The 22,797-nt window shown below is 56.1% G+C and carries 21 protein-coding genes and 1 tRNA gene; 16 read left to right on the top strand and 6 right to left on the bottom strand.

What is annotated here, in order from left to right:
• Positions 1–5 precede the first annotated feature (5 nt).
• The 7 genes from IV433_RS02040 to vapC all read left to right on the top strand — a co-directional run bounded on the left by IV433_RS02040 (position 6) and on the right by vapC (position 6,119).
• Positions 6–749: an amino acid ABC transporter ATP-binding protein gene (locus tag IV433_RS02040; RefSeq protein ID WP_326838639.1), complete on the top strand. Its 744-nt coding sequence runs from the start codon at positions 6–8 to the stop codon at positions 747–749.
• A gap of 82 nt (positions 750–831) precedes the next feature.
• Positions 832–1,995, top strand: coding sequence for a M20 family metallopeptidase (locus tag IV433_RS02035; RefSeq protein WP_195812640.1), 1,164 nt, complete (start codon positions 832–834; stop codon positions 1,993–1,995).
• A gap of 10 nt (positions 1,996–2,005) precedes the next feature.
• Entirely contained in the window at positions 2,006–3,103 is a 1,098-nt protein-coding gene (locus tag IV433_RS02030; RefSeq protein ID WP_195812641.1) for a mandelate racemase/muconate lactonizing enzyme family protein, read from the top strand.
• Positions 3,100–4,290 carry a M24 family metallopeptidase gene (locus IV433_RS02025; RefSeq protein ID WP_229893159.1) on the top strand — a complete coding sequence of 397 codons (1,191 nt, stop codon included), beginning with the start codon at positions 3,100–3,102 and terminating at the stop codon, positions 4,288–4,290. The genes IV433_RS02030 and IV433_RS02025 overlap by 4 nt, the downstream gene beginning before the upstream one ends.
• A gap of 36 nt (positions 4,291–4,326) precedes the next feature.
• Entirely contained in the window at positions 4,327–5,247 is a 921-nt protein-coding gene (locus IV433_RS02020) for a dihydrodipicolinate synthase family protein (RefSeq protein ID WP_195812642.1), read from the top strand.
• A 219-nt stretch (positions 5,248–5,466) separates the two neighbouring features.
• A complete protein-coding gene (vapB, locus tag IV433_RS02015; protein WP_152326865.1) occupies positions 5,467–5,700 on the top strand; it encodes a type II toxin-antitoxin system VapB family antitoxin in 234 nt (77 codons plus the stop codon).
• Complete coding sequence (gene vapC, locus IV433_RS02010; protein ID WP_195812643.1) at positions 5,700–6,119, top strand: type II toxin-antitoxin system tRNA(fMet)-specific endonuclease VapC; 420 nt, start codon at positions 5,700–5,702, stop codon at positions 6,117–6,119. The genes vapB and vapC overlap by 1 nt, the downstream gene beginning before the upstream one ends.
• Here vapC and IV433_RS02005 read toward each other — a convergent pair.
• The gene (locus IV433_RS02005) at positions 6,105–7,307 is read right to left on the bottom strand and encodes a glutamine amidotransferase-related protein (RefSeq protein ID WP_195812644.1); all 1,203 of its coding nucleotides are present in this window, start codon (positions 7,305–7,307) and stop codon (positions 6,105–6,107) included. The two genes, vapC and IV433_RS02005, sit on opposite strands and share 15 nt — an antisense overlap.
• Positions 7,308–7,511: 204 nt before the next feature.
• On the opposite strand from IV433_RS02005, the gene IV433_RS02000 reads away from it, so the two are divergent.
• From IV433_RS02000 to IV433_RS01985, 4 genes are all read left to right on the top strand, one after another.
• Entirely contained in the window at positions 7,512–8,720 is a 1,209-nt protein-coding gene (locus IV433_RS02000) for a pyridoxal phosphate-dependent aminotransferase (RefSeq protein WP_195812645.1), read from the top strand.
• 150 nt (positions 8,721–8,870) lie between these two features.
• Positions 8,871–8,946 (top strand) — tRNA-Asn (locus IV433_RS01995).
• A 308-nt stretch (positions 8,947–9,254) separates the two neighbouring features.
• Positions 9,255–10,574 (top strand): shikimate transporter, encoded by a 1,320-nt coding sequence (gene shiA, locus IV433_RS01990; protein WP_195812646.1) that lies wholly within the window; start codon positions 9,255–9,257, stop codon positions 10,572–10,574.
• Positions 10,575–10,706: 132 nt separating this feature from the next.
• Positions 10,707–11,405, top strand: a complete 699-nt coding sequence (locus IV433_RS01985) for an RluA family pseudouridine synthase (protein ID WP_195812647.1) — start codon at positions 10,707–10,709, stop codon at positions 11,403–11,405.
• A gap of 6 nt (positions 11,406–11,411) precedes the next feature.
• Here IV433_RS01985 and IV433_RS01980 read toward each other — a convergent pair whose 3' ends face one another.
• The 4 genes from IV433_RS01980 to IV433_RS01965 form a co-directional block, all read right to left on the bottom strand.
• Entirely contained in the window at positions 11,412–11,951 is a 540-nt protein-coding gene (locus IV433_RS01980) for a DUF2058 domain-containing protein (protein WP_195812648.1), read from the bottom strand.
• A 58-nt stretch (positions 11,952–12,009) separates the two neighbouring features.
• Positions 12,010–13,938, bottom strand: a complete 1,929-nt coding sequence (gene dhaR / locus IV433_RS01975; protein WP_195812649.1) for a dihydroxyacetone kinase operon transcriptional regulator DhaR — start codon at positions 13,936–13,938, stop codon at positions 12,010–12,012.
• Between the two features lie 112 nt (positions 13,939–14,050).
• Positions 14,051–15,148 (bottom strand): glycerol dehydrogenase, encoded by a 1,098-nt coding sequence (locus IV433_RS01970; protein ID WP_195812650.1) that lies wholly within the window; start codon positions 15,146–15,148, stop codon positions 14,051–14,053.
• A 183-nt stretch (positions 15,149–15,331) separates the two neighbouring features.
• Positions 15,332–15,556: a hypothetical protein gene (locus tag IV433_RS01965; protein WP_195812651.1), complete on the bottom strand. Its 225-nt coding sequence runs from the start codon at positions 15,554–15,556 to the stop codon at positions 15,332–15,334.
• 182 nt (positions 15,557–15,738) lie between these two features.
• Here IV433_RS01965 and dhaK point away from each other — a divergent pair, with 182 nt between their 5' ends.
• From dhaK to IV433_RS01940, 5 genes are all read left to right on the top strand, one after another.
• Complete coding sequence (dhaK, locus tag IV433_RS01960; protein WP_195812652.1) at positions 15,739–16,809, top strand: dihydroxyacetone kinase subunit DhaK; 1,071 nt, start codon at positions 15,739–15,741, stop codon at positions 16,807–16,809.
• A 10-nt stretch (positions 16,810–16,819) separates the two neighbouring features.
• Positions 16,820–17,452 (top strand): dihydroxyacetone kinase subunit DhaL, encoded by a 633-nt coding sequence (gene dhaL, locus IV433_RS01955; RefSeq protein ID WP_195812653.1) that lies wholly within the window; start codon positions 16,820–16,822, stop codon positions 17,450–17,452.
• Between the two features lie 10 nt (positions 17,453–17,462).
• Positions 17,463–18,902: a dihydroxyacetone kinase phosphoryl donor subunit DhaM gene (dhaM, locus tag IV433_RS01950; protein ID WP_195812654.1), complete on the top strand. Its 1,440-nt coding sequence runs from the start codon at positions 17,463–17,465 to the stop codon at positions 18,900–18,902.
• A 76-nt stretch (positions 18,903–18,978) separates the two neighbouring features.
• Positions 18,979–20,553 (top strand): AMP nucleosidase, encoded by a 1,575-nt coding sequence (locus tag IV433_RS01945; protein WP_255533945.1) that lies wholly within the window; start codon positions 18,979–18,981, stop codon positions 20,551–20,553.
• A 114-nt stretch (positions 20,554–20,667) separates the two neighbouring features.
• Complete coding sequence (locus IV433_RS01940; RefSeq protein ID WP_229893158.1) at positions 20,668–22,098, top strand: EmmdR/YeeO family multidrug/toxin efflux MATE transporter; 1,431 nt, start codon at positions 20,668–20,670, stop codon at positions 22,096–22,098.
• 9 nt (positions 22,099–22,107) lie between these two features.
• Here the strand turns inward: IV433_RS01940 and IV433_RS01935 are convergent, their stop codons facing one another.
• Positions 22,108–22,794 (bottom strand): response regulator, encoded by a 687-nt coding sequence (locus tag IV433_RS01935; RefSeq protein WP_195812958.1) that lies wholly within the window; start codon positions 22,792–22,794, stop codon positions 22,108–22,110.
• Positions 22,795–22,797: the final 3 nt, after the last annotated feature.

Here is a 22,797-nt window from a genome sequence, read left to right as displayed (position 1 = left end):
AGCCCGTGAGTAAATCCAAACCGGTTCTGGAAATCATCGGCGTCGATAAACATTTTGGCCCGCAGCATGTGCTGAAAAACTGCTCCCTGAATGTGGCACAAGGGGAAACCGTGGTGCTGATTGGCCCGTCGGGTTCGGGGAAATCCACCCTTCTGCGCTGCATTAATTTGCTGGAGCCGGTTCAGGGCGGGTCGATTTTCTTTCGCAATAAAGACATCACGCATGCCAGCGTCGAGCCGCACAAACTTCGGCAGGACATCGGCATGGTGTTCCAGAACTATGAACTGTTCTCACACCTGACGGCGGCGGAAAACATCATGCTTGCGCCGATGACCGTGCTCGGCGTCAGCCGCAGCGAGGCCGAAGCGCAGGCGCTGGAACTGCTGGGCAAAGTGCGCATTCCCGACAAAGCCGATTCGTTCCCGGACGAACTTTCCGGCGGCCAGCAGCAGCGCGTGGCGATTGCGCGGGCGTTAGCCATGAAGCCAAAACTGATGCTGTTTGATGAGCCTACGTCGGCGCTGGATCCGGAGATGATCCGCGAAGTCCTCGACGTGATGACCGATCTCAGCGCGGAAGGCATGACCAGCATAGTCGTCACGCATGAAATGGGCTTTGCAAAACGCGCAGCCAACCAAATCGTCTTTATGGAAAACGGCGAGATTATCGAAAACGCGACCGGCGAAAAATTCTTCGGCGGCGACGTCAGCCTTCGGGCACAACGCTTCCTGGATCAGATTTTACATTGATCCTTTTACCCGGAATCACCCCCGTATTGCGCCCTCACCAGGGGCCAGTTTTGCCACAAAAAAGATATTTCAGGAGACACCGATGAGCCTTTCATCGCCCGATATCAGCAGAATGAAACGCGATCTGGCCGCACTGGTCGCGATTAACACCGAAAACCCGCCGGGGCGCGAACGTGAAGCGGCCGAACTCATCAGCCAGATGCTGAGTGAAATCGGCTTCGACATGACGCTCAGCGAATACGCGCCGGGGCGCACCAACGTCATTGGCCGTCTGGAAAACGGTGACGGCCCGTGTTTTGCGTTTAATACGCATATCGATGTAGTCCCCGCCGGAGAAGGCTGGGCACAGGATCCGTTCACGCTGACCGAGCGCGACGGCAAGTTATTTGGCCGCGGAGCCTGCGACGCCAAAGGCCCGCTTGTGGCCATGATCGAAGCCATGCGCTGGCTGGCCGCCAACCGTAACGACTGGAGCGGCACGCTGATGGCGATTTTTGTCGCCGATGAGGAAGTGGCTAGCGAGGGCGCGAAGTTTTATGTCCGCGAAGCACCTGCTCACATTGATTACGTGGTGATTGGCGAACCGACCTCCAACACCACTTACTCCGCGCACAAAGGCAGTTTGCGTCCGCTGGTTCGCGTTCACGGCGTGACCGCGCATTCCGGCACGCCGGAGCTGGGAGAAAACGCTATTTTCCGCGCCGCGCAGTTACTCGGCCTGGTCGAAGAAACCCACGAGCACAGCGTGCGCTGCCGCTGCCATCCTCTGGTCGGCAACGCCAGCCTGACCGTGACGCGCATCAGCGGCGGACACGCCGATAACGTGCTGCCGGGTGCCTGCGAATTACTGCTCGACCGCCGCATGGTGCCGGGCGAAGACGAAGACGCGGTAAAACAGGAAATTCAGGATTTACTGCAACTGGCTCACGGCAAATTCGGCGTGCGCAGCGAAATCATCACCTTTAAACCAACCACCGGCGGCGCGACCGAAACCGATTCTGAAGACCCGATTGTGCTGGCGGGCGTTGAAGCCTGCGCCGCGCAGGGCAACCCGGAACCCGGACCGTTCGGTTTTCAGGGCGGCTGCGATCTGGTGCATTTTCGCAGTCTCGGCACGAAGGGCATCATTATCGGCCCCGGTTCGCTGGCGGTGGCGCATAAGCCTGATGAATTTATCCCGATCGACGAATTCATTGCGGGCAGCAAAATCTACTGCGACGTCGCGCTGAAAATGCTCAAACGCTGAGGAGCCTCCGGTGAAAGCCACTTTGTATCGCGCCGATTTACGCTACCCGCACCTGCAACTGCACACCGCGTCATCCGGCACCATTACCGGGCTGGATACGTTGTATCTGTTGCTGGAGGAGAAAAATTTTAACGGCATCGGTGAAGTGCGTATCAACATTGCTTATCTCAACGGCTACAGCGCTGAACTGGTATTAAGTGATGTGATCCGCGCCCTGCGCATGCTGGATCTCAGCCAGCCTGCCAGTACGTTGTTGCTGAACCTTCCGGCGCTTTTAGCCGATTTTCTGGCACCGACGCGGATGCTGATAGACATCGCACTGCATGACCTGATTGCACGCCAGAACGGGCTCAGCGTGGCAGAACTGGCGGGCGCAGAAAATGCCGAAACGGTGAGTTATTACACCAACCAGACGCTGTTCTGGACGCCGATGGATGAAATGCTCGAACAGGCCACGGCGTATGTCGAACGGGGTTTTACGCAGCTGAAACTGCGCGTCGGCGTCGCATCCTTTGCCGAAGACGAAGCCCGGCTCAGCGCCCTGCGGCGGCGTTTCGGCCATGAAATCCGTTTATCGGCGGACGCTAACGGCCAGTGGCAGCCGGAAGAAGCGCGCAGTCATCTGCTGGCGCTGGCGAAATTCGAAATGAGCTACCTCGAACAGCCGGTTTCCGATGCCAACGCGCACTTTTATCCGGCACTGGCCGCCGCCAGCCCGGTGCCGCTGATGCTCGATGAAAGCATGAGCAGCGAGGCTGATTTAGAACGCATATTGCAGCTTGAAGGCAAAATTATGGCGCACCTGAAACTGGTCAAAATGGGCGGCATTGCCCCCACGCTGGCCGCCGCCAAACGGCTGACCGCCGCCGGTGTGCCGTTCATGATCGGTCAGATGAATGAGGGAGGCGCCGCGACCGCCGCTGCCCTGCACGTCGCCCGCGCCAGCCAGCCGCGTTATGCCGAACTTTACGGTGCCGACGGGCTGGGCAACGACCCGGTTCACGGTCTTTCCTATCACCAGGGGATGCTCAGCAGCCCGTCCGGCGCAGGGCTGGGCATCAGCTTTACCCCTTCTCAGGCAGAATTTATTCAGGAGTTTGCACAATGAAAGCACAGTCAGTTTCCCTGCCAGACCTCGGCAGCGTCGTTCCCGGCGCGGAATCCGCGTTTCGCGAAGAAGAGTATCAGCAGCGCATTGCGCGGGCGCGTCAGTTACTGGTGAAGGCCGGTCTGGACGTCATGGTCATCACCGGCCCGGAAAACATCTTTTATCTGACCGGCCAGCAGACGCCGGGCTATTACACCTTCCAGACGCTGGTTTTACCGGTGGAAGGCGATCCGGTATTTGTTATCCGCCAGCTGGAATATTTCAACTTCATCTCCAACACCTTTATCCGCGACGCGGCGATTTACACCGACGGCGATAATCCGGTGAATTTCCTGCTCGACATGCTGAAAGCGCGTGGCTGGATGAAGAGCCGGATTGGCATCGACAAACGCGGCTGGTTCCTGCCGGTTGCGGTTTATGAAGCCTTGCAGGCTGAGATCGGCACAATCCACGACGCCGCGGGCGTTATCGAACAGTTGCGGGCAGTGAAATCCGCCGCCGAACTGGAAAAAATGGCGCATGCCGCCCGTTACGTTGACGCCGGAATGCTCGCCGGACGCGCCGCCATTGCCGCCGGAGCCACTGAAAACGATCTGGTTTCTGCCATGATGGGCGCGGCCATTGCCGCAGGTTCCGAATACATGGGCATGGAACCACTGGTGTCCACCGGCCCGCGCACCGGCGTGCCACACGGCACCTGGCGTCGCCGTAAGATCCTCGACAACGACCCGATTTTCCTCGAAATGGCCGCCACGCATGACCGCTATCACGCGGCTCTGATGCGTTCCGCGTGGCTCGGCAAACCGCCTGCGGTTGCACTGGAAATGGAAAAAGTGTGTCAGGAAGCGCTGCAAGCCGCTCTCGACGCCATCCGTCCGGGTGCCACCTGCGAAGCGCCGCATCTGGCCTGTCAGGCCGTGATTGACCGCGCCGGTTACACCGATAATTTCAAAAAACGCACCGGTTATTCCATCGGCATTTCGTTCGCACCTGACTGGGGCGAAGGCGCCATCCTCAGCCTTTACAGCGGCATCACCACCGAATTACAGCCGGGCATGACTTTCCACATTCCACCCGCACTGCGTATTTACGGCGAATTTACCGTGGGCGTCAGCGAAACAATTGTCGTGACCGAAACCGGTTATCGCGCGCTGGGCACAGTTGACCGCCCGTTGTATTTACTCTGATTTTGCCAACCGCTTCGTTTTACAGGAACTGAATAAATGAAAGACATCAGTGAAAGTCAGGCCCGCCTGAAAGGTATTTTTAACATCACCGTGACGCCGTTTACCGCCAGCGGTGAGTTCGATTTCGCCGGGTTATCGCGCAACATCGAACGCGTTATCGGGCTGGGTTATGACGGTATTTTGATCGGCGGCACTTATGGCGAATTCCCGGCGATGACCGCTGACGAACGCGCCACGTTGTTCCGCCACGTGATGGAAGTAGTCGGCGATCGCGTGCCGGTCATGCTGTGCAGCGCCGGTTCCGACGCCCGCGTGGTGCGCGATTTGACACAACTGGCGGGCGACCTTGGCGGCCTGCCGATGGTGACACCACCGTTTGTTTCTGAAGTCACCGACGCGCAAATCATCAGCTTCTTCAAACAGATGGCACCGCTGTCACGCACCGGGATTCTGGTGTACAACGCGCCGGGCATTGGCATCACGTTGCCGCCGGTCGTTCTGGAACAACTGGCAGATATCGGGGGCGTTGTCGGCATCAAACAGGGCGATCTGAACCCGACGGCGATCGACCAGATTGCCAACCGGCTGGGCGGACGTCTGCGTCTGTTCTGCGCCTCAGACCTGGCGTTCTTAGGCCCGATGATGTGCGGTTTCGACGGCATCAGCACCACCAACAGCGGCGCGTTGCCGGAAATTATTCTGGCGACGTACCGCGCGCTGGAAAGCGGCGATGCAAACACCGCCCGCGAACTTCACCGCCTGTGGTATCCGTACCGCGCCCTCGCCCGCCGTTACGGCCAGCCGCAGCTGGTGAAAGCGGCCATGAACCTGCGCGGCTTCGACGGCCACCATGTTCGCGCGCCGCTGATTGATCTGGAACCCGGGATCATCAGTCTGGTTGAGCAGGAATTGCAGCGTCTGGCGGCAGACCCGCGTTCCGGCGTCACACTGAAGTAACCCCGTTTTCCAGGGATCCCCGTAAATATTGCGGGGATTTTCTTTTGTTGCAGCTTTTTCCCCGAGCCATCCCGCAAAATCCAACATCCGCTGATTTCTTTCGTTGTCTTTCACATTCCGCGTATATACCTTTGCACTATATTTTTCAGGCGCGTAAACTTTAGCCAGAATTTGTCGGGCTATTTGCCGGGCTAAGGTCATGTAACTGGAGAAAGCACCATGTCAAAAGGGTCAGTATTTTTAAATAACCGGACGCAAAGCGTTCGTATTCCGGCAGAGTGCCGTTTTCCTGATGAGGTAAAGACTGTGACGATAAGAAAGGTAGGGAACTCGCTGGTACTCACACCGGCTGAAAGCACATGGGATAATTTCTTCCACAGCGACCTCAGCGTTTCCGCTGATTTCATGGAAGAACGCGGCTCTCAACACCAGACGGATCGGGATACGTTTTAATGCTGACTTACCTGCTGGATACCAATATTGTCATTTATATCCTGAAGCGGCGTCCGATGAGCGTGCTGGCAAAATTCAATCAGCACGCCGATCACATGGCGATCTCCATGGTGACCTATGCGGAGTTACTGCACGGCGTAGAGAAAAGCGCCAGCCCGCAAAAAAATAGAAAGGTGATTGAGGACTTCGTCTCTCATTTGCAGATTATCGATTACGACCAGAAAGCCGCCGCGCATTACGGGCATATCCGCGCCATGCTTGAAAAAAGCGGCAGCCCGGTCGGCGTAAACGACATGCATATTGCCGCACAGGCCCGCAGCGCAGGCATGGTCATGGTGACCAACAACCTGAGAGAATTCTCACGCATCGACGGCCTGCTCATGGAGAACTGGGCCGGTCCGGTGTTAACTGCGCTTTAACGCTGCCGCTTTCAAAAACGCCGTCAGCAACGGATGCGGTTTTATGCGCAGTGACGACAGCTCAGGATGCCCCTGAACGCCCAGGTAAAAAGGGTGTCGCGGGAACTCAATGCCGTCTGCAATCTGCCCGGTAAGATCGGTCCCGCTGATGCGCAGCCCGTACGCCTCCAGCCCGGTTTTCAGCGCCGGCTCAAGATGGAAGCGGTGGTTATAGCGCACGGTAAACGTCTCGCCCAGGATCTCGCGCAATTTGCTGTCGGGCTGCGTCAGCATCGTATGGTTGCCCAGCCGGTGAACCGGAAACGCCGGTGTATTGCTCAGCGGAACAAAGGTTTTAATCTCCGCGTCCGGGTCGGCTTCGGCAAGATTAGCCTGCAAAGAGCCGATCATTTTCTGCACGATTGCCGTGGTCATGGTTTGCATTCCGAGACATAACCCGAGGATCGGAATATTGCGGTTCAGCGCGTAATGCGCGGCGCTGATTTGCCCGCTGACGTTACACATCGCCGCCCCGCCCGGCAACAAAATGCCGTCCACGTTTTCCATCACTTCATGGAGATGATCTTCCAGCGCCATGGGCGCGGCGTAAACGACATCCAGCGAAAGCGCGAGCGCATCTGCCGCATCACCCAGCGCCGCCAGCGTGGCCGGATAAACGCTGCACTGGTCAGACTGTGCGCCGACCAGCGCAATGCGTAATGTCGTGAGGGTTTGCGGCGGTGTATTTTTGTTTATCCACCGCCCGTAGTTATCACGCCACCAGCAACCGAGCGATTCATCTTCCATACCGTGGCGGCTGAAGGCATAGCCCTGATTCGAACGCTCCACGTTGATCAGCTCATAATCGAACGCGCTTTCACGCACCTGCCGGGCAATCTGCGTGAACTGAATGAGCTGCATCGGCCCGAGCGGGATAATGACATCCTGCGTGCCATAGGTTTCAAGTAATTCGCCCAGCTCCATCACTTTACCGGCGCTCTGCGGATTGAGCCTCTCGGTCCATAACAACCCGCTGGTCATCAGTTGCCCTTCCCCGATGACGTGCTGGCAGGCATCGGGATACAACGCGACGTCCCAGCTCACCGGCAGATGCGCCAGCGGTAAATGTTTTTGTGCAGCCAGTATTGCCGCCATCGCCCCGTACAAGGAAGGCTCCGGCGTGTCATGCGCAACAAAAATAAAAGCCATAAGAGAACCTTGAAAAATAAAAGGAAAGTTCAGGCAATCCGCTGACCCCAGAGTCAGTTCAGGGATTGCCGTACCATTTCCGCCGGCAAAAAAGCTGCTCTATACGAATAAATTATGAGCAAAGCAAAAAGAAGAATGATAAGTTTAAATTGGTTTTAATGATTCACATAATACAATTTTGTTATTGTTCAAACAGGGGAAACAATGTCTGCTGACTTTCTAGCACCACGTTTACGTCGTGTGCGCCCTTCGCCGACGGCGGCGATTTCCGACCAGGTCCGCTCGCTGAGTGCGGCGGGCATGGATGTCATAAACCTCGGCGAAGGCGAACTCGATTTCGATACGCCTGCACATATCAGGCAGGCAGGCATCGACGCGATTGTACAAGGTGACACAAAATACACGGCAGTCGCCGGTACTGCCGCGCTCAAACAGGCCATCATTACTAAGTTTAATCGCGAAAATCAGATAGGCTACCGCGCGGATGAAGTGATTGCGGGCAGTGGTGCCAAGCAGTTGATCTTCAATGCTCTTTTAGCCACAGTTTCTTCGGGCGATGAAGTCATCATTCCTGCGCCGTACTGGGTGTCTTACCCGGATATGGTCGCGCTGGCAGAAGGCGAACCGGTCATTGTGCCCTGCCACGAGAAGCATGGCTGGAAATTGCAGCCGGAAGATCTGGCGGCCGCCATCACGCCGAAAACCCGTTGGGTGATCCTCAATTCCCCGAACAACCCGACCGGTGCGGTGTATTGCGCCGGAGAATTACACGCACTGGCCGCCGTTTTGCTCGATCACCCGCACGTACTGGTGATGGCCGACGATATCTATGAGCAAATTTGTTTTGTACCGGGCATTTTTGCCACCCTGGCAAACGTTGAACCGCGCCTGAAAGAGCGCGTTCTGACCGTTAACGGCGTCTCCAAAGGTTACTCGATGACCGGCTGGCGTCTTGGGTACGCAGGCGGCCCCGCGTGGCTGATCTCGGCGATGCAAATTCTGCAATCCCAAAGCACCTCCAACCCGAGCTCAATTTCTCAGGCTGCCACGGTCGCCGCGCTGGAACAGGGCAGCGATTTCATCACCGGCTGGATAGAAATCCTGCAACGCCGCCGTACGATGATCATGAATTGCGCTAATGCCATCAGCGGGCTCAGCGCGGATACACCGCCGGGCGCTTTTTATGTCTTCGCGAACTGTCAGGGAATGCTGGGTAAAACAACGGCTTCGGGCGATATTCTCCGGACAGACGAAGATTTTGCGGCTTATCTCCTGAAATCCGCCCATGTCGCCACGCTTCAGGGTTCCGCTTTTGGTGCGCCAGGCTATTTGCGCATCGCTTACGCTATTGACGACAGCCGCCTGCAGGAAGCCTGCGAACGGATCACCCGCGCCTGCGCGGAACTGCGCTAACCTTTAAAAGGCCTGTTTGCGTGCAAAAACGGGCCTTTTTGACTCTATTCTCAACAACTTGCCTAAAGTATCAGCAAACGCACGCATTTATGCAGTTTCCCCTTTGACATGCCCACGGCCAGTCGTTATTATTCGCCCCGTTCAAACGATTCCTCTGTAGTTCAGTCGGTAGAACGGCGGACTGTTAATCCGTATGTCACTGGTTCGAGTCCAGTCAGAGGAGCCATATTAGAGACGCCCGCTTAAGGAAACTTAAGCGGGCGTTTTGCTTTTGTGTTTTCCCCGTTTTTTGGGCGGATCCGCACGCTCTGCCTCATCGTTTTTTGCCCTCCTCCGCCGGATAATTATCTGCGCATCCGCATTCCCTGAGTTAAATCCCCCTTTCGACCCTGCTGTTTTTGCAAAAGCGTTTTAACCTGACGGCAGTCCCTGTAGTCTCAACAGCGGCTGATTTTTGCTGTGCACGACGTATTACCTTTTTGCCTATTTTAATAACTAAAAATTTTAGAAATTTAAGGAACGGTCAGAACAACTATGGACTCCACGCTCATTACTCCCCGCCCCGATAAGGAGATACCTTCACTTAACCGCGCGCGCCGCGCTGCCTGGGGCAGTTTTGCCGGGGCCGTGGTCGACTGGTTCGATTTTTTACTCTACGGCATTACCGCTGCGCTGGTGTTTAACAGCGAATTTTTTCCGCAGGTCGACCCGACGACGGGCACGCTTGCGGCGTTTGCGACCTTTGGCGTGGGCTTTTTATTCCGCCCTCTCGGCGGCATTGTTTTCGGTCATTTCGGCGATCGCTTAGGCCGTAAACGCATGCTGATGATGACTGTCTGGATCATGGGCATCGCCACCGCATGTATCGGTATTCTACCGTCGTATTCTGCGATTGGCTGGTGGGCGCCTGCTTTGCTGGTCACGCTGCGCGCCATTCAGGGGTTTGCCGTGGGCGGCGAATGGGGCGGTGCGGCACTGCTGGCCGTTGAAAGTGCGCCCTCCGGCAAGAAAGCTTTTTACAGCAGCGGGATCCAGATGGGATATGGCGTTGGCCTGTTGCTGTCTACCGGGCTGGTCTCACTTATCAGCAGCCTGACCACCAACGAACAGTTCCTGAGCTGGGGCTGGCGTTTGCCGTTTCTGTTCAGCATTGTGCTGGTGCTGGGCGCGCTGTGGGTGCGAAACGGCATGGAAGAATCGGTGGAGTTCGAACGTGCCCAGGCCGAAGAGCCGAAGCAGGCCAAAAAGCGTCTGCCGGTGTTTGAAGCGCTGTTCCGCCACCCCGGCGCGTTTTTGAAAATCATTCTCCTGCGCCTGTGCGAACTGCTGACGATGTACATCGTCACCGCGTTTGCGCTCAACTATTCGACGCACAATCTGGGGATGTCCCGCGAACTGTTTCTGAATATCGGGCTGCTGATCGGCGGTGTGAGCTGCCTGACCATCCCGATGTTCGCCTGGATGGCCGATCGTTTCGGACGTCGCCGTATCTACATTACCGGCGCAATCGTCGGCGCGCTGAGCGCTTTCCCGTTCTTTATGGCGCTGGATGCGCGCTCAATTGTGGGCGTGGTGATCTTCTCGCTGCTGCTGGCGAATATCGCCCACGACATGGTGGTTTGCGTGCAACAGCCGATGTTTACGGAAATGTTTGGCGCCGGTTATCGCTACAGCGGTGCGGGCGTGGGGTATCAGGTTGCCAGCGTGGTGGGCGGCGGTTTCACGCCGTTTATTGCTGCCGCGCTGCTGACATATTCCGGCGGTGAATGGCATTCCGTGGCTATTTATCTGATGGCCGGCTGCCTGCTTTCGGCACTGACAGCAATACTGATGAAGTCGCCAAAGCCGCACTGAATTTGAGATCGCCTCTGAAAACGCCCGCTCAGAAAAACTGAGCGGGCGTTTTGCTTTTCACCGGGTCAGCCGGGTCGTCAGCGGGCTGAAAATTGGTTATCATCCGCTCCCACTTTCCCTTCGGTTAGCCTGATGTCCGCGATTATCGATACCTTTGTTGCCCCGCCGTGTCATGACGAAATAGAAATCCTCTTTCAGGACGACCATCTGGCGCTGATCAATAAACCTGCCGGGTTGCTGAGTCTGTCGGGGAAAAACCCGCAAAACCTCGATTCCGTACATCACCGGCTAGTCAGGATATTCCCCGGCTGCACGCTTGTGCATCGTCTTGATTTCGGGACTTCCGGGCTGATGGTGATTGCGCGGAATAAGGCAATTAACGCCGCCCTTTGCCAGCAGTTCAGCCAGCGTACGGTCACGAAAGTCTACGTCGCGCTGCTCTGCGGACATGTGGCGAAAAATGAAGGGGTGATTGATGCAGCGATTGCTAAAGATCCGGCGCTGTTCCCGCTGATGTCAATTTGCGAAATCAGCGGAAAGCCCGCACGCTCGCACTATCGGGTGCTTGAGCGCTTTGAGCAAAAACGGGAAGACGGAACGTTACTGCCGCTGACGCGGGTGCAGCTGACCCCGGAAACCGGGCGAACCCATCAGTTGCGCATCCACTGCCAGCAAATGGGCCACCCTATTTTAGGCTGCGACCTGTATGGCGGCCTTCTGCTACCCGGCACTGAAAAGACACCGCGCTTAATGCTGCACGCCAGTGAACTGAATTTTGTTCACCCGGTCAGCGGAGAACCGGTCAGCGCGCGGTGTAACATCCCGTTCTGAAGCTGATTACCACATCAGATCATCAGGCACTTTGAAATCAGCGTACGGATCTTCTTCGTCCTGCTCTTCCTGGCTCAGCGCGCTGTTTAAGACGATGCTGCTGGCGTCGCGCTGTGCAATTTTATCCGCGACGCTGGCGGGGATAATCGCGTACTGACTCTCGTCGTTGCTGTCTGTAACCAGACGCGCAATCGCAAGACGGCCGCTGATCAGCTGAGCCTGCGTTGTCTTATCGACAAAAACCTTTTTAATCAGATTATTATCGGTGAAGTTAAAGCCGATATCGCCTTTAGAAATGTCAATACGGTTCATCTCAATCAGCTGTTTCACCTGCGCTTTATGTTCTTTCGACAAAGCCGCTTGTTTTTGCTGTTCGTTAAGCTGCTTGTCACGCTCAAGCTGGGCTTTTTTGTTTTCTTCCACAGCCGCTCTGGCCTCACGCGACTGAACGCGCGACTTTTTGGCCGTTCTCTGGACTTTATCCATTTTCTTGGAGGTTACCAGTCCCGCTTTCAGCAGTTGCTCTTGTAAGGTGAGTTTTGTCATCTTCGTTTCTAAATCCGTTGAATAATTTCCTGGATTATACCTGCAAATTTAGCCGCAATCAGTTCGAATGACTGCGTTTAAACTGGCTGGCATCGATCTCGTATTGCTTCATTTTTCGCCATAGCGTGGTTCGTCCGATGTTTAAAAGCTGAGACATTTCCCGGACACGGCCACTGGTGACGCGGGCGGCGTGGATAATGGCCTCTTTCTCAATGGAAGAAAACGTGAGGCTGGCAGGCATCAGCGTGGACGGATTCTCGCCCGCCGGACGTTCAGAAAATAAGTATTCCGGCAGATGACTCAGGCGGATACGGCCGTTTTCGCTGCTGATAGCGATATTTTCAATGACGCTGTTAAGCTCAAAATCATTGCCCGGCCAGGAATACGCCACCAGCTGGGCCAGCGCGTCGTCATCAACTTTCAGTTTAGACGTAAAGCGTTTTTCCAGACTGTGCAGCCGGTTATGTACCAGCGACGGAATACTGCTGCGCCGCGCCCGCAGTGGCGGGATGACAATCTCAAAAGAATGCAGCGCGTAGTAAAGCTGACGGCTGAAGCGGTTTTGTTCGACCAGCGCGGAAAGATCCACCGTCGTCGTGGCAATCACTTTGACGTTCACCGGGATCAGCCGCCGCGCGTCCAGCCGCGTCAGGACGCCCTGCTTGATCACCTGCAACAATCCCGACTGTAACTCCGGTGCCAGATACTCAATTTTTTCCAGAAATAACGTGCCGCCGTTGGCCAGTTCCAGACGGCTGAGCCGCCCTTTAGCATCATCGGTGGGCGCATTGCCCATGAAATCCTGCCCCAGCGCGCTGTCGGCATAAAGCTGACAGTTCACCGCAATATACGGGCCGCCAGCACATTCGCTTTCATTGTGAATGGCCTGGCTGAGCAGCTCTTTGCCCACGCCCTCTTCCCCGCATAGCAGCACAGGAAAACTGCCCCGCGCTGCCTGCCGCCCGAAATGAATTAACCGGCGCGATTCCTGATCGTCGGCGGACATCTGCTCAAACGTGTGGCTGACTTTGCCGAGCTGGCTGGTCATCAGCTGACGCATCTGCTCTACCGGATGCAGCAGCATAATAAAGCTGATGCCCTGCTCTTCAACGATCGGTTTAAGGGTAATCACGGCGTCGATAAACTGATGCTGGCTCTCAAACGTCACTTCGGTGTGGTTCAGCCCGCGTGCGTGTTTGATGGCGCGGCGCAACAACGCGGGCAGCGTCACCAGCTCGCTGAGATTTTTCCCCTGGCTGACCTGCGCATCCAGATGCAAAAGCGTCGCGGCCTGAACATTCAGAAACTGCAAAACGCCCTGCTCGTTCCACGCCATCACGCCGTCATCCATGCTTTCCAGCAGGCCGTACATCTGATTGAGATGCCGGTTGGATTCCGCCAGCAAGCTGTCGGTGATGAGTGAATTGCCCACTTCGCGCGCGACCGCCAGCGTCAGGGACAAATCAGACGACGCCTGCTGCTCATTCAGGCAGCAAAGGGAAATCGAACCCGAAAGCCGCCCGTGGTTATCAAACACCGGCGTGGTACTGAACGACCACGGGTGAAGCGCCTGTTTAAAATGCTGCTCGCCGCAGGTTCTGACCGGCTGCCCGAGCAGCGCCGCCAGCGATAACGCGCAACTTCCGATAATACTTTCGGCACAATAACTACCCGCCAGAAAACCTAAACCGGCCAGCTGCGCCAGCGTGTACGGTTCACCGCAGCAGCAGAGAATACAGGCCGACTCATCGAGAATCAGCAGTGCGCAGGGCCGGTTGTCCATGTATTCCCAGGCATCTTCCAGCGCTGCCTGGCCGATGGTCAGCAGCGTGGTTTTGCGCCGGCAAATCGATTCAAACGTCAGCCCCTGCGCCTGATGCGGCGGCTGCCAGGTTTCACGCTGCATAAACCGGTCGCAGCGTTGCCATGACCGCGCGATAAGCGAAGAGACTTCTTCTTTTTCCACATCCTGTTCCCGGCTTGTCATAACCTTTTCCGTTTATGTGTCATAAAAAACCCCTCTGATCCGCATTTATCGCAGAGTCAGAGGGGAAACGTTATGCCGCAGATGAACGGTCAGATCAGTTATTTGCGGCGGCTCAGCGCGCCAGCCACTGCTGTCCCAGTTTATCTGCGGTCAGGATGGCGGCGTAAACGCTGTCCGGCGAAACCGGGAAAGGCATGTTGTGAATGGTTTCCCCTTCCGCACAGGTCGCCTGCGCCACCGCCATAATCTTCGCTTCAATCCCCTCTTTCACACCCATTTCACCCAGCGTCACCGGTAACCCGACCTTGTGGCAAAAACCGAGAACGGTTTCGATTTCGTCCATCGGGCTGTTTTGCAGCACCAGTTGTGACAGCGTGCCAAACGCCACTTTTTCGCCGTGATAAAGATGATGGCACTCTTCCAGAATTGTGAATCCGTTATGGATTGCGTGCGCCGCGGCCAGCCCGCTGCTTTCAAAACCAATGCCGCTGAGATAGGTATTGGCTTCAACAATGCGTTCCAGCGCCTCAGTGACCACACCGGCATCGCAGGCCAGCCGGGCTTTCTCGCCCTCCGCCAGCAGCGTATCAAAGCACAAACGCGCCAGGCTGAGCGCCGCCACCGTAGATTGCCCGCCCGCCATGCTGGTGGCGCGGGAGTCGTAACAGGCTTTGGCTTCAAACCAGGTCGACAGCGCATCGCCCATTCCGGCGACCAGCAAACGCACCGGCGCTTTCGCGATAATCGTGGTATCCATCACCACCATGTCCGGGTTTTTCGGGTAAACCAGATACTCTTCAAACTCCCCCGCTTCGGTATAAATCACGGACAGTGCGCTGGTCGGCGCATCCGTTGACGCAATCGTCGGCACCACAATCACCGGCAATTTCTGGTAATAGCCGATGGCTTTTGCCGTATCCAGCGTTTTGCCGCCGCCGATACCGACCACGCCCTGACATCCCTTTTGTTTCAGGATGGCAATCAGGCGGTTAATTTCGGCGTGACTGCATTCGCCTTTAAAGCGTTCCGCGTGGCTGCTGACGCCGTAATCGTGCAGGCCGTTAATCACTTTGTCCCCGGCGAGCTTCATCACGAAGTCGTCAGCAATCACGAAATAGCTCTCCGCCAGATTTTTAGCGTATTGCCCGAATGACGCAGACGCGTCAGCGCCCTGAAGATATTTGGCCGGAGATTGAATGACTTTCAGCATTGTTTTCGCCCTCAGATAGTTCATGTTTGCAGAATGTCGCCGGTTCACGTTCTGCTCTGCTTTCAACAACCTGCGTAGCGAAACGTTGTCCCGACGTGATGCAATCACTCTAGGGCTCGCGAAGCACAAAAAAATCTTTCGCGTTTATGTTCTGATTTGAAACCTTGTGAAAAACAATGCGTTTCATAATGAAACGTAAAACCATAAAAACAGTGCGGATTGCGATCGCTGTCCGCCGTTTTCTTCAAAATCATTCACCACAGCAAAACAGCGAAACAGCCTGTCGTGCTGAAAATCGCAGTGCAGACGCAAAAAAATGTCTGTCGTGGTTCTATCTTTGCCGTGAATTGCCGTCAGAAAATAGCGCTGCGTCCCAGTTTCGGTTTTTTCCTTTCCAAAACGTTCCATTTAGAAACAAAAACCTCTGATTCATGTTCCGTATTGGAACTCATTTTTCCGAAATTCTTTTTGCCGCTAACTCATCCAGAATCACTCTACCGGCCAGGTGACAATGACCGGTAACCCTACGCACGATGACTGCCACCGCCTATAAGGGGCAGCTTCAGACAACCTCCGACGGAGTACGAATAATGAAAAAGCTCATTAACCGTGTAGAAGATGTGCTGAGTGAACAATTGAGCGGGCTGGCAAAGGCCCACCCGGAACTGACACTTCATCAGGATCCTGTTTATGTCACCCGCGCCGATGCGCCCGTGGCTGGAAAAGTGGCGCTGCTTTCCGGTGGCGGCAGCGGTCACGAACCGATGCACTGCGGTTTTATCGGCCACGGAATGTTGTCTGGCGCCTGCCCCGGTGAAATCTTCACCTCGCCGACGCCGGACAAAATGTTCGAATGCGCCATGCACATCGACGGCGGCGAAGGCGTTCTGCTGATCATCAAAAACTACACCGGCGACATTCTTAATTTCGAAACTGCCACTGAACTGCTGCATGAAAGCGGCGTAAAAGTCTCCACCGTGGTGGTGGATGATGACGTTGCGGTCAAAGACAGCCTGTATACCGCCGGACGCCGCGGCGTAGCCAATACCGTGCTTATCGAAAAACTGGTAGGTGCCGCCGCTGAACGCGGGGATTCGCTGGACGCCTGCGCTGAACTGGGGCGAAAACTCAATAACCTCGGCCATTCCATTGGCATAGCACTCGGTGCCTGCACCGTGCCTGCTGCCGGACAACCCTCTTTCACGCTCAAAGATGACGAAATGGAATTCGGCGTCGGTATTCACGGTGAACCGGGCATCGACCGCCGCCGCTTCAGTTCGCTCGATCAGACCGTGGATGAAATGTTCGACACGCTGCTGGAAAACGGCACTTACAGCCGCACGCTGCGCCAGTGGGATACCGCACAAGGCAGCTGGCAAGATGTCCAGCAAGGTAAACAGGCGCTGGGCAACGGAGACCGCGTGATTGCGCTGGTCAATAATCTCGGTGCCACCCCGCTGTCTGAACTTTATGGCGTTTATAACCGCCTCGAGCAACGCTGCCAGCAAACCGGTATCACCATCGAACGCAATCTGGTTGGTGCGTACTGCACGTCCCTGGATATGGCAGGATTTTCCATCACGCTGCTGAAAGTCGATAACGACACGCTCGCATTATGGGATGCGCCGGTTCATACCCCCGGCCTGAACTGGGGAAAATAAGGAGCAACACATGTCACTGAACAGAAATCAAATCGTCAACTGGCTCTACCGCTGCGGGGATATTTTCACACGGGAAAGTGACTTTCTGACCGGGCTGGATAAGGAAATCGGCGATGCCGATCACGGCCTGAACATGCACCGGGGGTTCAGCAAGGTGGTGGAAAAACTGCCGTCTATTGCCGACAAAGACATTGGTTTTATCCTCAAAAACACCGGCATGACGCTGCTGTCCAACGTCGGCGGTGCCAGCGGCCCACTGCTCGGGACGTTCTTTATCCGCGCCGCGACGGTAACGCAGGCGCACCAGAGCCTGACGCTGGAAGAACTGTGCGAGATGATCCGCGAAGGCGCAGAAGGTGTGATCAGCCGCGGCAAGGCCGAGCCAGGCGATAAAACCATGTGCGACGTCTGGCTGCCGGTGGTCGATTCACTGCGTCAGTCGGGCGAACAGCATTTGTCTGTCACCGCCGCGCTGGATGCGGCCAGTGAACGGGCCGAAGCCGCCGCGCATGCCACCATCACCATGCAGGCGCGCAAAGGTCGCGCCAGCTATCTGGGCGAGCGCAGCATCGGCCATCAGGATCCGGGCGCAACCTCGGTGATGTTCATGATTCAGATGCTGGCAGCCGCAGCCAAAGAGTAAGGAAAACGCGATGGTAAACCTGGTGATCGTTTCTCATAGTGCCCGGCTGGGCAATGGCGTCGCAGAGCTGGCCCGGCAAATGTTATCGGACGATGGCTGCAAACTGGCCATCGCTGCGGGCATTGACGATGTGGATAATCCGATTGGCACGGACCCGATCAAGGTGATGGAAGCCATTGAGTCCGTCGCCGATACCGATCATGTGCTGGTGATGATGGACATGGGCAGCGCGCTGCTCAGTGCGGAAACCGCGCTGGATTTACTCGATCCGGCGATTGCTGCCAAAGTCCGGCTGTGCGCGGCTCCGCTGGTTGAAGGGACGCTGGCCGCCACGGTCAGCGCGGCGGCCGGTGCCGGTATCGACAAAGTGATTAACGACGCAATGAACGCTCTGGAGGCAAAACGCGTTCAGCTGGGTTTACCGCCGCAAGCGCCGCCATCACCGGTGTTGGCCTCTTTTGCCGATGATCGAGACGTGCGGTCGGCGTCGGTGGTGATCAGAAATCCTAACGGTTTGCATGTGCGCCCCGCTTCGCGTCTGGTTGCCGCCCTGTCAGGCTTTGATGCCGAACTGGTTCTGGAGAAAAACGGAAAACGGGCAACGCCCGACAACATCAACCAGATTGCCCTGTTGCAGGTGCGCTGCAATGACCCGCTGAAGTTGCTGGCACGCGGACCGCAGGCAGACGCTGCGCTGGCCGCATTTACCGCGCTGGCGGCCGAAGATTTTGGCGAAAGCGCGGAGATCGCTAAAGCAGAAAACCCTGCGCCTGCTCCTCTTCTGACCCGCGTGGAGGGCAGCGCCGTGCTGTGGGATTTACCGCATCAGCTTCCCGGCCTGCAACCCTGCACGGACGTCTTGCAGGAACAGCGTAATTTAATGCGCGCCATCGAACTGACGCTGGACGACCTGAACGCGCTCACCGTCATGGCCGAAGAAAAATACTCCGCCGATATTGCCGCCATATTTTCCGGCCATCACATGCTGCTCGATGATGCAGATTTGTATGAAGAAGCGTGCCGGATCATCAGCGAGAAATATTGCAGCGCCTCGTGGGCGTGGGATTCGGTCATGACCGACCTGAGCAAACAATACCGACAGCTCAACGACAGCTATTTGCAGGCGCGTTATATCGATATCGAAGATTTGCGAAACCGCACGCTGGCGCACCTGGCGGGCAAATCCGTCGCGCAACCGGCCATCAGCTGGCCTGCGATTCTTATCGCCGACGACATTTTCCCCTCAACGGTTTTGCAGCTCGATGCGCAGCAGATCAAAGGCATTTGCCTGCGCGCGGGCAGCGATGTTTCTCACAGCGCGATTATTGCCCGCGAGGCCGGTATCGCGTTTCTCTGCCAGCAATATGACGCACTGAAAAATATTATTCCCGGCGACGGGCTGACGCTCGACATGGCGCAAAAACGCGTGATCCGCCCGCAGGCCGGGTAAACACCGTCAAAACTTCGCATCTTGCCCGCCGGGAAACTGGCGGGCTTCTCCGGTTCAGATTCTGGCGTTTCCTTTCATGCTCACTTCATGCGCTCATAAAATCATCATCCGGCCGCCGCGCTCCAATAAAACATTGGCGGCTCCGGCCAGACAAGCCATATTTAGAAAGAATGATGATGAACGAAGCACAAAGGAAAAACGTATGGATAACAAATCCCTCACCTCCGCACAGGCGATTGATAAGCTCGAAGAGATGTACAACAACTCGGTTGCCGCATTGCGGGATGCGATTAAAGATTTCATCGTTCAGGGTAAGCTGCCGGATGTTGCGGCCAGAGCCGCCGGGCTGTTTGTTTACCCGGAATTACGCGTCAGCTGGGACGGCGTCACGCCCGCGAAAAACCCGACCCGCGCCTATGGCCGTTTTTCACATCCGGGGCGTTATGCCAATACCATCACCCATCCCGAACTGTTTCGCGATTACCTGCTGGAACAGCTTTCCCTGCTCGAAGAAGAATACGACGCGCTGATTGAAGTCGTGCCGTCACAGCAGGAAATCCCCTATTCCTACGTGATCGACGGTTCAGATCTGATGCTGGATCGCTCAATGAGCGCCGGGCTGGCAAAACATTTCCCGACCACCGAGCTTTCACAGATTGGCGATGAAACCGCGGACGGCCTGCAATATCCCGGCGATACTTTCCCGCTTTCGCATTTTAATGCGCTGCGCGCCGACTTCTCGCTGGCCCGTCTGCGCCATTACACCGGCACGCTGATCGAACATTTCCAGCCTTATGTGTTGTTCACCAACTACACCCGTTATGTCGATGAGTTCGTGAGCTGGGCGTGCGCGCAAATCGCCGACCCTGAAAGCCCGTATGAAGCGCTGGCTTGCGCAGGCAGCGTATTTATCACCGCTGAGACGCAAAACCCGGAGCAAGCCGTTTCTGATCTGGCGTGGAAAAAACACCAGATGCCCGCCTATCACCTGATTGCCCGCGACGGTGCAGGCATTACGCTGGTCAATATTGGCGTTGGCCCGGCGAATGCAAAAACCATCTGCGACCACCTTGCCGTGCTGCGCCCGCACGTCTGGCTGATGATTGGTCACTGCGGCGGGCTGCGCGAAACGCAGTCCATCGGCGACTACGTTCTTGCGCACGCCTATCTGCGTGACGATCATGTTCTCGACGCCGTGTTACCGCCGGACATTCCGATCCCAAGCATTGCCGAAGTGCAGCGCGCGCTGTATGACGCCACAAAAATGATGAGCGGCATGCCGGGCGAAGAAGTCAAACAGCGTCTGCGTACCGGCACCGTGGTGACGACCGACGACCGGAACTGGGAACTGCGCTATGCGGCGTCTGCGCTGCGGTTTAACCTCAGCCGCGCCGTGGCCGTTGATATGGAAAGCGCCACCATTGCCGCGCAAGGCTACCGCTTCCGTGTGCCATACGGCACGTTGTTGTGCGTTTCTGATAAGCCGCTGCACGGCGAAATCAAGCTGCCGGGACAGGCTAATAAATTTTACGAAGGCGCTATCTCGGAACATCTGCAAATCGGCATCTGCGCCATCGACCTGCTGCGCGCCGAGGGCGATCATCTGCATTCACGCAAATTACGTACCTTTAACGAACCGCCTTTCCGTTAATTCTTTTTTAACAATTTAATTAGAGCTTTGGATGAAAAAGACTTTGCATAATGCGAAGTCTTTTACCATCATAAATTAAAACGCTGTTCTACTTTCTGCCACCCTGGAATTCTCTTGCAAAACGTCATCGTCTCTTTGCGCAAAGCCATCGAGCGCACGCCCTGGTATCCGAAACGGCGTTCATACCGTACGTTGTTCTGGCGTGAAATTACGCCCCTCGCAGTACCGATTTTCTTCGAGAATGCCTGCGTTCTGTTAATGGGCGTGTTGAGCACGTTCCTCGTCAGCTGGCTGGGTAAAGAAGCGATGGCCGGGGTTGGGCTGGCCGACAGTTTTAACATGGTGGTCATCTCTTTCTTCGCCGCCGTCGATCTGGGGACCACCGTTGTCGTTGCATTCAGCCTGGGCAAACTTGACCACGAACGCGCCCGCGCGGCCGCCCGCCAGTCACTGGCGATCATGACAGTTTTCGCCGTGTTTCTGGCGGTGCTGCTTCAGTTTTCCGGGCATGTCATTATCGACATGATTGCCGGTAACGCTGAACCTGAAGTGAAAGAAATGGCGCTTTCTTATCTTCAGATGAGCAGCTGGAGTTATCCGGCCGCTGCCATTGCGCTGATCGGTTCCGGTGCCCTGCGCGGTGCCGGTAATACCAAGATCCCGATGCTGCTCAACGGCGGCATGAACATCCTCAATCTGGTCATCAGCAGCGTGCTCATTTACGGCTGCTTCGGCTGGCACGGATTCGGCTTTATCGGTGCCGGCCTGGGACTGACGATTTCCCGTTATATCGGCGCCGTGGCGGTCATTTTTGTCCTGATGATCGGCTTTAATCCGTCGCTGAAAATCTCCCTCAAAAGTTACTTTCTGCCACTCAATACCAACATTCTGCGCGAAGTGCTGGGCATCGGTATTCCGGCCAGTATTGAATCCGTGCTGTTCAACGGCGGCAAATTACTGACGCAGGTCTTTGTGGCGGGCATGGGCACCAACGTGATTGCCGGTAACTTTATTGCCTTCTCGATTGCCGCGCTGATTAACCTGCCGGGGAACGCCTTAGGGTCGGCCTCGACGATTATTGTCGGCACCCGTCTGGGCAAAGGGCAGATCGCCCAGTCCGAACGCCAGCTGCGCCATATTTTCTGGTTATCGACTTTCGGGCTTTGCGTACTGGCCTTTATGTCTGTGCCATTCGCCGGGCTGCTGGCGCGGTTCTACACCAATGAACAGGACGTTATCGACGTCGTAAAAATCCTGATCTGGCTGAACGCTGCCTTTATGCCGTTCTGGGCCGCCTCCTGGGTGTTGCCTGCCGGGCTGAAAGGCGCGCGCGATGCCCGTTTCACCATGTACGTTTCCATGGTCGGCATGTGGGGCTGCCGCATCGTAGTGGGCTATTTCCTCGGTATCGTGCTTAATTTCGGCGTCGTGGGTATCTGGCTCGGGATGTTCCTCGACTGGATCGTTCGCGGTATCTTTTTCTACTGGCGTATGGCGAGCGGCCGCTGGTTGTGGAAATACCCGAGAGAGAAAAAAGCGCAATAAAGCCCTGCGTTACGCCCGCCGGTACATCCGGCGGGGATGTCCGATTTTCCCGTACAGCATTTCCACCCGCAAATCCCCTTTCTGAACGCAATGCTCGAGATACCGGCGGGCGGTGGTTTTGCTTAACTTCGTTTCACTGACCACTTCATCGACCGAATAACAGCGCCCGGCATCCTGCATAAAAATCGCTTCCACCAGATTCAGCGTGTTCTCTTCGATGCCTTTGTTTCCGGCCTTGGGCGTGAAGTCTTTGGCCTGTAGCTGATAGAGACTGTCGACGTTTTGCTGATCGACCACTTTCCACGCCCGCTGCGTCTGGCTGAACTGAATGAACCGCTCCAGCGATTGTTGCAGACGGTTCCAGGACACCGGTTTGAGAATGTAATCAAACGCGCCAGAACGAATCGCCTGACTGCACGTGTTCATGTCGCTGGCCGCCGTGATAAAAATCACCGAGCAATGCGTTTTCTTCAGCACATCGTTTTCAAGCAGGGAAATCCCCTTTCCGTCCGGCAAATAGTTATCCAGCAGCAACAGCTGCGGCCGCTTTTCCTCAATCAGCACCTTCGCTTCCCGCAGCGTGGAGGCCATCCCCACCAGCCGCAGCCAGCGGTGATTATCGATAAGCTCGGCGTAAAGCTGCGCCAGCTGGTTTTCATCTTCCACAATCATTACGTCAATCATTTCAGCTTGAATCAT

This window comes from Rahnella laticis, from assembly GCF_015644585.1.
In the GTDB taxonomy this organism is placed as follows: Bacteria; Pseudomonadota; Gammaproteobacteria; order Enterobacterales; family Enterobacteriaceae; genus Rahnella; species Rahnella laticis.
The sequence above is the reverse complement of the archived record's forward strand: the minus strand, read 5'-3'. Positions and strand labels throughout refer to the sequence as shown.

Excerpts from the sequence above, each read along its gene's own strand:
- IV433_RS01985 (WP_195812647.1), top strand. The coding sequence starts at position 10,707 with ATGTCCGCGATTATCGATACCTTTGTTGCCCCGCCGTGTCATGACGAA.
- IV433_RS01980 (WP_195812648.1), bottom strand. The coding sequence starts at position 11,951 with ATGACAAAACTCACCTTACAAGAGCAACTGCTGAAAGCGGGACTGGTA.
- IV433_RS01965 (WP_195812651.1), bottom strand. The coding sequence starts at position 15,556 with ATGGAACGTTTTGGAAAGGAAAAAACCGAAACTGGGACGCAGCGCTAT.
- IV433_RS02025 (WP_229893159.1), top strand. The coding sequence starts at position 3,100 with ATGAAAGCACAGTCAGTTTCCCTGCCAGACCTCGGCAGCGTCGTTCCC.
- IV433_RS02020 (WP_195812642.1), top strand. The coding sequence starts at position 4,327 with ATGAAAGACATCAGTGAAAGTCAGGCCCGCCTGAAAGGTATTTTTAAC.
- IV433_RS01970 (WP_195812650.1), bottom strand. The coding sequence starts at position 15,148 with ATGCTGAAAGTCATTCAATCTCCGGCCAAATATCTTCAGGGCGCTGAC.
- shiA (WP_195812646.1), top strand. The coding sequence starts at position 9,255 with ATGGACTCCACGCTCATTACTCCCCGCCCCGATAAGGAGATACCTTCA.
- dhaM (WP_195812654.1), top strand. The coding sequence starts at position 17,463 with ATGGTAAACCTGGTGATCGTTTCTCATAGTGCCCGGCTGGGCAATGGC.
- vapC (WP_195812643.1), top strand. The coding sequence starts at position 5,700 with ATGCTGACTTACCTGCTGGATACCAATATTGTCATTTATATCCTGAAG.
- dhaK (WP_195812652.1), top strand. The coding sequence starts at position 15,739 with ATGAAAAAGCTCATTAACCGTGTAGAAGATGTGCTGAGTGAACAATTG.
- IV433_RS02000 (WP_195812645.1), top strand. The coding sequence starts at position 7,512 with ATGTCTGCTGACTTTCTAGCACCACGTTTACGTCGTGTGCGCCCTTCG.
- IV433_RS02005 (WP_195812644.1), bottom strand. The coding sequence starts at position 7,307 with ATGGCTTTTATTTTTGTTGCGCATGACACGCCGGAGCCTTCCTTGTAC.
- IV433_RS02035 (WP_195812640.1), top strand. The coding sequence starts at position 832 with ATGAGCCTTTCATCGCCCGATATCAGCAGAATGAAACGCGATCTGGCC.
- IV433_RS01945 (WP_255533945.1), top strand. The coding sequence starts at position 18,979 with ATGCTCACTTCATGCGCTCATAAAATCATCATCCGGCCGCCGCGCTCC.
- dhaR (WP_195812649.1), bottom strand. The coding sequence starts at position 13,938 with ATGACAAGCCGGGAACAGGATGTGGAAAAAGAAGAAGTCTCTTCGCTT.
- vapB (WP_152326865.1), top strand. The coding sequence starts at position 5,467 with ATGTCAAAAGGGTCAGTATTTTTAAATAACCGGACGCAAAGCGTTCGT.
- dhaL (WP_195812653.1), top strand. The coding sequence starts at position 16,820 with ATGTCACTGAACAGAAATCAAATCGTCAACTGGCTCTACCGCTGCGGG.